Origin of the sequence: Corallococcus llansteffanensis, from assembly GCF_003612055.1 — a bacterium.
GTDB lineage: Bacteria > Myxococcota > Myxococcia > Myxococcales > Myxococcaceae > Corallococcus > Corallococcus llansteffanensis.
This window is the reverse complement of record NZ_RAWB01000411.1, coordinates 1-8,956: the sequence shown is the minus strand read 5'-3', so window position 1 is coordinate 8,956 and position 8,956 is coordinate 1. Positions and strand designations below refer to the sequence as shown.

At 72.2% G+C, this 8,956-nt stretch carries 3 protein-coding genes; 2 read left to right on the top strand and 1 reads right to left on the bottom strand.

Annotated elements, in window-relative coordinates; translation table 11 throughout:
• Nucleotides 1-16 precede the first annotated feature (16 nt).
• Together D7V93_RS30110 and pbpC are read left to right on the top strand one after the other, a co-directional pair.
• Entirely contained in the window at nt 17-5,548 is a 5,532-nt protein-coding gene (locus D7V93_RS30110; protein WP_244237601.1) for an Ig-like domain-containing alpha-2-macroglobulin family protein, read from the top strand.
• 4 nt (nt 5,549-5,552) lie between these two features.
• On the top strand, nt 5,553-7,913 hold the full coding sequence (gene pbpC / locus D7V93_RS30105) for a penicillin-binding protein 1C (RefSeq protein WP_120646668.1): 2,361 nt from the start codon (nt 5,553-5,555) through the stop codon (nt 7,911-7,913).
• A 225-nt stretch (nt 7,914-8,138) separates the two neighbouring features.
• Here pbpC and D7V93_RS30100 read toward each other — a convergent pair.
• The coding region (locus D7V93_RS30100) for an NAD(P)/FAD-dependent oxidoreductase (protein ID WP_120646667.1) at nt 8,139-8,956 on the bottom strand (818 nt) is incomplete at its 5' end.

Here is an 8,956-nt window from a genome sequence, read left to right as displayed (position 1 = left end):
GTCCTCGACGGCCGCCGTGCCGGTGCGGGCGGAGACGCTGACGCCCGTCATCCATGAGCTCGCCGGCGAGAGCGCCCTCCCCGAAGGCATCGTCATCGAGTTCGCGCTGCCCCTGCGCCCGCGCTCGGAGTCCGTCACGGACACGGTCGTCACGCTCACGCCCGCGGTCCCCGGCAGCCTTTCGTGGACCGGGCCCTCGTCGCTGCGCTTCACCCCGTCCGCCCCCGGCTTCACGGCCGGGACGACGTACACCGTGTCGGTGGACGCGGTGGGCACCGACAGCGGCGTCGTCAAGCCGCCGTCCGAGAGGGCCTGGCGCTACAACTTCACCACGTACGCCTTCAAGTACGTGCAGCTGTTCCCCACGCGGATGGACCTGCTCAAGGGCCGCGTGGAGCTGAGCGTCGTCTTCTCCGGGCCGGTGGACCTGGCCGCGGTGCGCTCCCGCGCGAGCTTCCGCATCGGGGATGCCGCCATCACCGACGTGAAGTGGAGCACCCGCGCGGACACCCGCAACACGCTGTCCGTGACGCTCGCCCACCCGAAGCTCAAGCCCTCGTCGGTCGTGGAGTTCGCGCTGCGCGAGGGGCTGCCGCTCGCGGGGTCCGCCAAGGTGACGGCGCCAGAGGCCACCGACAAATTCGCGCTCAACTCCGGCAAGCGCACGGACATCACGTTCGTGGAGCTGCAGGAGGGCGCCAGCGGCTACTTCTTCGAGGTGAGCTGTCGCGACGTGGACGCGAATGCCGACCCCAGCCCCACGGAGCAGAAGTGGGACTCGTACTACTACGATGACGACAACCGGGGCTGCTCGCTGAGCGACGCGGTGGCCCTGGAGGCCCTCCGCATCAAGCCGAAGGTGAAGTTCTCCGTCGCGCCCTCGCGCCGCGGCTTCCGCATCTTCGGTGACTTCAAGCGCGGCCCGCACACGCTCTCCATCGCGGAGGGCACGCCCACGGTGGGCGGAGGCACGCTCTTGGGCGCGTGGTCGCGCGGCTTCTCCGTGCCCGCGCGCCAGCCCCAGGTGCGCTTCTCCACCAGCGGCCGCTACCTGCCGCGCAGCGCGTGGCGCAACCTGCCCCTGCAGCACCTCAACGTGGAGGGCGTGACGCTCACGGTGCGCAACGTGCCGCCGGAGAACCTCGTCTTCTGGATGAGCAACGACTCCCAGGAGCAGGCGGACGCGCGGACCAGCAACGTGCTCCTCAAGAAGGAGGTGCCGCTCAAGGCGACGGCGGACGCGCTGCTCACCACCTACGTGGACGTGGCGTCGCTGGTGCCCGCCACCACGCGCGGCCTCGTGGAGATCACCGCCGAGAGCGGCGAGTACCGCGCCGCCTCCCGCATCCTGCTCACCGACCTGAGCCTCGTGGCCAAGAAGGGCGGGCCCGCGCCGGGCTCCAAGGACTCCGGCGAGGTCTGGGTCTGGGCCCTGGGGATGGAGAGCACGGAGCCCCTGTCCGGCGTGGAGGTGACGCTCGTGAAGCGCAGCGGCCAGACGGTGGCCCGCTGCACCACGCAGGCGGAGGAGGGCTGCCAGCTCAAGGTGCCCGCGCCCGGCGTGGATGACAGCGAGCCGTTCGCGCTGGTGGCCCGCAAGGGCGACGAGCTCACGTACCTCAAGTACGACGAGCTCCGGACGGAGATCGCCAACTCGGACGTGCAGGGCGAGCCGTACCGCGCCGAGCAGCCGTACCGCGCCTCCGTCTGGTCCGACCGCGGCGTGTACCGCCCCGGGGACACCGCGCACGTGGCCGCGGTGCTGCGCGGGCAGGACAACCTGGCGCCGCCCGTGGGCGTGCCGGTGGAGGTGCGCGTCATCGACCCGCGTGAACGTGAGATCCGCAAGGTGACGCTGAAGACGAACGCGGCGGGGCTCGTGTCCCTGGACCAGCCGTTCGCGGCGTTCCAGGACACGGGCCGCTACTCGGTGCGCCTGAAGGTGGCGGACCGCGAGGTGGCCTCCTACGGGTTGAGCGTGGAGGAGTTCGTCCCCGAGCGCATGAAGGTGAACGCGAGCACCCAGGCGCCCGGCTACAAGCAGGGCGAGGAGATCCCCGTGGCCGTGGAGGCCGCGTACCTCTTCGGCGGTTCCGCGGAGGGCAGCCCGGTGGAGATGACGTGCCGGCTGGAGCCCGTGCCCTTCAAGCCGAAGCAGAACGCCCAGTACACCTACGGCCTCTGGCGCCAGGACGGCAAGGAGCCCCGGCCCGTCACGCTGGGCCAGGTGAAGGGCGAACTCGATGCGAAGGGACGGGTGGTGGTGAACTGCCCGGCCAACGCGGCCTCGGGTCCCCTCAAGGGCGCGGCCCGGCTGTCCGCCGTCGCCAGCGTCTTCGAGTCCGGCAGCGGCCGCGCCACGGTGGGCGAGGCGAACGTGCCGGTGCACCCGGAGGCCTTCTACCTGGGCCTCCAGGCCAGCACCCAGAAGGTGAAGGCGGGCACGCCCTTCACGCTGTCGGGCGTGGTGGTGGACTGGAACGGGGAGCTCCTCGCGGACGGCAAGGGGCCGAAGACAGTGGAGCTGGAGTACCAGCTCATGGAGGAGAACTACGGCTACTACTACGACGAGGAGTCCGGCTACGAGCGCTACCAGCGCTACCTGCGTCCGCAGCGCGAGGGCGCGACGACGGTGAAGGTGCAGGGCGGCCGCTTCACCGCCACGGTGCTGCCGGGCCATGACGGCGCGGGCTACCTGGTGCGCGCGCGCGCCGGGGGCACCCAGACGGACCTGAACCTGGAGGGCGAGGGCCGCTACTACTGGTGGGGCGAGGACTCGCGCGTGGATCAGACGCCGCGCCCCCAGAAGCCCACCACGCTGGAGCTGGTGCTGCCCGCGAAGGGCCGCGTGGGCGAGGCCCTGGCCGTGAAGGTCAAGGCGCCGTACCGGGGCCGCGTCCTCTTCACGGTGGAGACCGACCGCGTCGTCACCACCGCGTGGAAGCAGGTGGAGCCCGGCGAGGTGTCCTGGAGCTTCACCCCGAAGGAGTACGCGCCCAACGTCTACGTGAGCGCGTTCATGGTGAAGGACCCGCACCTGGAATCCGCCCAGGCCTTCATGCCCGACCGCGCCTTCGGCGTGGGCAGCATCGCGCTGGAGCCGGTGGACTTCACCCAGGCCGTCACGCTGACGGTGCCCAAGGAGGTCCGCTCCAACGACACCCTCACGGTGGACCTGGCGGTGGAGGGCGTGGAGGGCCCCACCTTCGCCACCGTGGCGGTGGTGGACGAGGGCATCCTGTCGCTCACGCGCTTCCAGAGTCCGGATCCGCTCAAGGAGATCTTCACCCGGCGCGCGCTGGGCGTGCAGACCTTCGAGACCGTGGGCTGGGCGCTGCTCGTGCCCCCCGGCGGCAACTCCAGCTCCACCGGCGGTGACGAGGCGGGGTCCGCGGGCCGCGTGCAGCCCGTGAAGCCCGTGGCGCTGTGGAGCGGCGTAGTGGAGGTGCCGGCGTCCGGCAAGCTGCGCGTGCCCTTCAAGCTGCCGCAGTACCGGGGCGCGGTGCGCGTGATGGTGGTGACGGCGGGCAACAAGCGCATCGGCCGGGCCAGCGCGCAGGTGCTGGTGCGCGACCCGCTGGTGCTCCAGACGACGCTGCCGCGCTTCCTCACGCAGAACGACGACGTGCAGATCCCCGTCTTCGTCACCAACCTGTCCGGCAAGGCGCAGGACGTGAAGGTGTCGCTGGCGGCGGAGGCGCTGGCGGTGCCGGGGCTCGAGATGCCCGTGGGCGCGGGCTCGCCGTTGCAACTGGCGGGCAAGAACGAGGGCCGGGCCCGGGTGGAGGACGGCAAGTCCCACACCTTCGTGTTCCAGGGCCGCGCGGTGCAGTCGGTGGGCGCCGCCCGGTTGGTGGTGACGGTGGAGGGCGGTGGCTACACGTCGCGCGAGCAGCTGGACGTGCCGCTGTCGCCCGCGGGGCCGCGTGAGCGCCGCATCCAGCAGGTGGAGCTGGCGCAGGGCACGACGGACCTGGGGCCGCTGCTCCAGGGCTGGGTGCCCACCACCGAGCGCACCACGATGTGGGTGACGAACAATCCGTACGCGAAGTCGCTCCAGCACCTCTCGTACCTCGTGCGCTACCCGTACGGCTGCATCGAGCAGACGACGTCCTCCACCCGGCCGCTGCTGTTCGTGAGCCAGCTGGTGGAGCGCGTGGATCCGACGCTCGCCGCCACCGCGAAGGTGGAGGACATGGTGCTGTCGGGCATCAACCGGGTGCTGTCGATGCAGACGGCCTCCGGAGGCTTCGCGTACTGGCCGGGCAACCAGGAGCCCGTCGCCTGGGGCACGGCGTACGCGACGCACATGCTGCTGGATGCGCGCAAGCTGAAGTACCCGGTGCCGGACGACCGGGTGGACAGCGCGCTCACGTGGCTGGCCAATGAGCTGACCCAGAAGGAGGGCAAGCTCGCGCAGGACGGCCACTCGGATCTGCACACGGAGCCGTACTCGCACTACGTGCTCGCGTTGGCGGGCAAGGGGCGCAAGGCGCGGGCGCAGGCGCTCGTGACTTCGCTGGAGGCGGGCGCGAAGAAGAAGCCGCTCACCGGCGAAGAGCAGGAGGACCTGTACCTGCTCAAGGCCGCGCTGTGGCTCTCTGGCGACCGGCGCTACGAGAAGGACCTGCGCACCCCGGACCTGTCGCCCGTCACCGACGAGCGCAAGAACAGCTGGTCGTTCTACTCGGACCGGCGCCGGCGCGGCATGCAGCTGAGCACCTTCCAGGACCTCTTCGGTGACGCACCGGAGGGCGAGCCCCTGGCGCGCATGGTGGCGTCGGCGCTCCAGGAGCGCACCTCGGCGTACTACTCCACGCAGGAGCTGGTCTGGGGCATCACCGGCCTGGGCAAGCGGCTGCAGGGAACGGCCACCAGCTTCACGCCGCCCACGCTGACCGCCGGGGGCAGGTCCCTGGCGCCGGTGCTGGAGACGGACGCGCGCGTGACGGACCGCACCTGGGCCCTGGCGCGCGCCAGTGAGCGGGCCGGCCTGTCGCTGGACCTGAAGACGAAGGGGGAGGGCTCGGTGTACCTCATCGTCAGCAGCGAGGGCGTGCGCACGAAGCCGGAGGTGAAGGTGGGCGGCCAGGGGCTGGCGCTCAAGCGCACCTGGCGCTCGCTGGATGGCACCACGCTGGATCTGAAGGCCGCGCCGGTGAAGCTAGCGGACCTCATCTACGTGGAGCTGGAGCTGACCAACACCACCAGCGAGCGCATCCAGAACATCGCGCTGGTGGACCGGTTGCCGGCGGGCTGGGAGATTGAAAACGCCCGTCTGGGCCGCGGCGGCAGCGTGGACTGGGTGGCCGAGGACGCGCTGTGGACGGCCGACTACGTGAACCTGCGCGATGACCGCATCGAGGTCTTCGGCGCGCTGCAGGCCCACGAGACGAAGAAGGTCGTCTACGCGGTGCGCGCGGTGACGGCGGGCTCGTTCACGCTGCCGTCCGCGGAGGCCGAGGCGATGTACGACTCTTCGACCTGGGCCCGCGAGTCCGCGGGCACGGTGCAGGTGTCGGGTCCCTGGAAGGACGAGCTGCTCTAGGCCCATGCGTCTCGTGCGTCTCAGTGCAAGGAAGTGGGTGGGGGTGGCGCTGGCGGGGCTCGTGCTTCTTTGCACGGGCCTCGCGGCGGCCTGGTGGGTGCCGCTGCCGGAGCGTCTGGCGGCGCCCCCCTCGGTGGTGATGGCGTACCGGGATGGCTCGCCCGCGTATGTCTTCCTCGCCCCGGACGAGCGGTGGCGCATTCCCGCGCCGAAGGACCGCGTCGACCGGGCCTACGTCCGTGCCCTGCTGGCGCTGGAGGACAAGCGGTTCTTGCAACATCTCGGCGTGGATCCGCTCGCGGCCCTGCGCGCCTTCGGCCTCAACCTGAGGCGAGGGCGTCGGGTGTCGGGAGCGTCCACGCTGACGATGCAGTTGGTGCGCGTGCTGGAGCCACGGCCGCGCACGTTCACCTCCAAGGTCGTGGAGTCGTTCCGCGCCGCGCAACTGGAGGTGCGGTTGTCGAAGCAGGAGGTGCTGGAGGCGTACCTCCAGTTCGTGCCCTACGGCCGCAACGTGGAGGGCGTGGAGGCGGCGGCGCTCGCGTACTTCGGGCACACCGCCGCGCACCTGAGCCCCGCGGAGATCGCCACGCTGCTGGCGGTGCCGCAGAACCCGAACCGGCGCTTCCCGTCGCCGGAGAACGTGGCCCGCCTGCGCTCGGCCCGGGATGACATCGCCCGGAGGCTGCTGGAGTCGGGGGGCTTGAGCGTGGACGGGGTGGCCTCCGACGTGGTGCTGGCGGAGGTGCGCGCGACGCAGGTTCCGGACGTGCTGAAGCCGTTCCCGAGAGAGGCGCCGCACGCGGCGGTGTGGCTCAAGGCCCGGCGGCCGGAGGCGACGTGGCTGCGCACGACTTTGGACGCGGGCACGCAGCGGTTCGTGGAGCGCACGCTGGGGGACGCGGCCCGGCGCCTGGAGCGGCAGGGCATCCACAACGGCGCGGTGGTGGTGGCGGACCGTGAGGCCGGTGACGTGCTCGCGCTGGTGGGCAACTTCAACTTCTTCGACGGGGACAACGGCGGGCAGATCATCGGCTTCGCCACGCCGCGCTCCCCGGGCTCGGCGCTCAAGCCGTTGCTGTACGCGCTGGGCATCGACCAGGGGCTGGTGGGGCCGGAGACGCTGGTGACGGACATCCCGGTGACGTACGGCGGCTATGCGCCGCGCAACTTCGACGGGCGCTTCCAGGGGCTGGTGCGGATGGAGTCCGCGCTGTCGCAGTCGCTCAACCTGCCGTTCGTGCTGCTCCTGGAGAAGCTGGGGGTGGAGGGGTTCCTGGGCTCGCTGCGACAGGCGGGTGTCACCAGCCTGGATCCGCACCCGGGGCACTACGGCCTGTCGGCGGCGGTGGGCGGGATGGAGCTCACGCCGCTGGAACTCGCGGGCGTGTACCTGGCGCTGGCGGGGGATGGGCGCGCGCGGCCGCTGCGCGTGCTCGACGAGGACGTTCCCGCGAAGCCGGCCCGGGCGCTGGTGTCCCCGGGGGCGGCGTGGCTGACGCGGCAGGCGTTGTCATTGAGGGACCGGCCGGACTTCCCGGAGCGGCGGCGGCTCACGGGTCTGCCGGCGCGGGTGCACTGGAAGACGGGCACGAGCTTCGGCAACCGGGATGCGTGGGCGGCGGGCTCCGGGCCGAAGCACACGGCGGTGGTGTGGCTGGGCAACTTCGACCACGCGTCCAGCGTGCACCTGGTGGGGGCGGAGAACGCGGCCCCGCTGCTGTTCGACCTCCTGGAGGGCGTGGGCCCGCGTGGCGCGATGTTGCAGGAGGAGGACGCGGCGCCGCCGAAGGACCTGGTGCGCGTGGAGGTGTGCGCGTACTCGGGGCAGGTGCCCACGGACGCGTGCGCGCAGCGCAAGACGGTGGACGCGGTGCGCACGGCGGTGCCGACGACGCCGTGTCCGTACCACCAGCGCGTGGAGGTGGACGTGGACTCGGGCCTGTCGGTGGGGCCGGGGTGCCGCGATGGGCGCCGCACGGAGTCGCGCGTGTACCTGTCCTGGCCGTCCAGCCTGCGCCGGTGGCTCGCGGAGCAGCAGCGTCAATTGCCGGAGCCGCCGCCGCTCGCACCCGGCTGCGTCGTGGGAGGCGAGCGGGACACGCCCACCATCCTCTCGCCCCCGGAAGGACAGGTGGCGCTGCTCATCCCCGGCATGTCCACGAGGGAGCAGAAGGTGCCGCTGGAAGCGGAGGCCGCGCACGACCGGGAGCTGACGTGGTTCGTGGATGGAGCCTTCCTGGGCACCGCCCGCGCCGCCGAGCGCCTCTGGTGGCAGCCGACGGTGGGAACGCACGACATCCTCGTCACCGACGACCGGGGCCTCACCGCCCGGCGCACGCTGGTGGTGCGTGAGCGCGACTGAGGCACCTGTGCCCCGAAGCGCCGTGGCTTCGGGGCAGGGCGCCACGATGTGCGCGGCTCGAAGCAACGCGGCTTCGGGGCAGGGCGCTACGAGGTGCGCGGCTCGATGCAACGCGGCTTCGGGGCAGGGCGCCACGAGGTGCACGGCTCGAAGCAACGCGGCTTCGGGGCAGGGCGCCACGAGGTGCGCGGCTCGATGCAACGCGGCTTCGATGCCGCTACGTCGTCACGGGCCGTGAACGCCCGCGGCCAACTGCCGCGCCAGCGCCACGCCACTCAAGAACGCGCCCTCCACGCGAGGCCCCGCGCACCAGTCGCCGCAGGCCCCCAGCCCGGTGTCCGCGTCGTACAGCGCGGGCGTGTCCAGCGGCGGCGAAGGCATCGCGTAGCGCCAGCGATGCGCCACCGCCTCCACCGCGCGCACGTCCGTGCCCAGTGCCCGGGCGAACGCCTCCACGAGCTTCGGGGCCACTTCCTCCGGCGTCTCCTCCAGGTGCGCCGCGCTGTACTCCGGCGACCCGTGCAGCACCCAGCGCTCTCCCGTGGGCCGCCCGGGCTTGCTCATCTCGCGCGACACCCACGACAGCGGCGAGTCCTTCACGAACGCGCCATCGAGCGCCAGGTCCACCGGCGCGTCGAACCGGGCCATCACCGCCCAGCACGGCGACAGCCGGGCCCCCTTCGCCTGCTCCGCCAGCGCGGGCGCACCGGCCAGCAGCGGCACCGCCTGCGGCGCGGGCACCGCGGCCACCACCACGTCCGCCAGGCCCAGGTCCTCGCCCGTGTCCGAGCCCAGCCGCCACGCCCGGCCCTCGCGCACCAGCCGCTCCACCCGGACCCCACTGCGCACGTCCAGCCCGTCCGCGAGCCCCTTCGCCACCGCGCTCATCCCCGGCACGCCCACGTACCGCACGGACTCCTTCGCCGAAGGCGTCACCGCGCCGTGCTCCAGCGTCCCGACGCGGCCGTGCCACTCCGCCGCGACGCCCTCCGCCACCCACGCCTTCACCTGCGCACGGAAGAGCGGATCCCGCGCGGTGAAGT

Coding starts and splice junctions, on each gene's coding strand:
- pbpC (WP_120646668.1), top strand. CDS start 5,553: ATGCGTCTCGTGCGTCTCAGTGCAAGGAAGTGGGTGGGGGTGGCGCTG.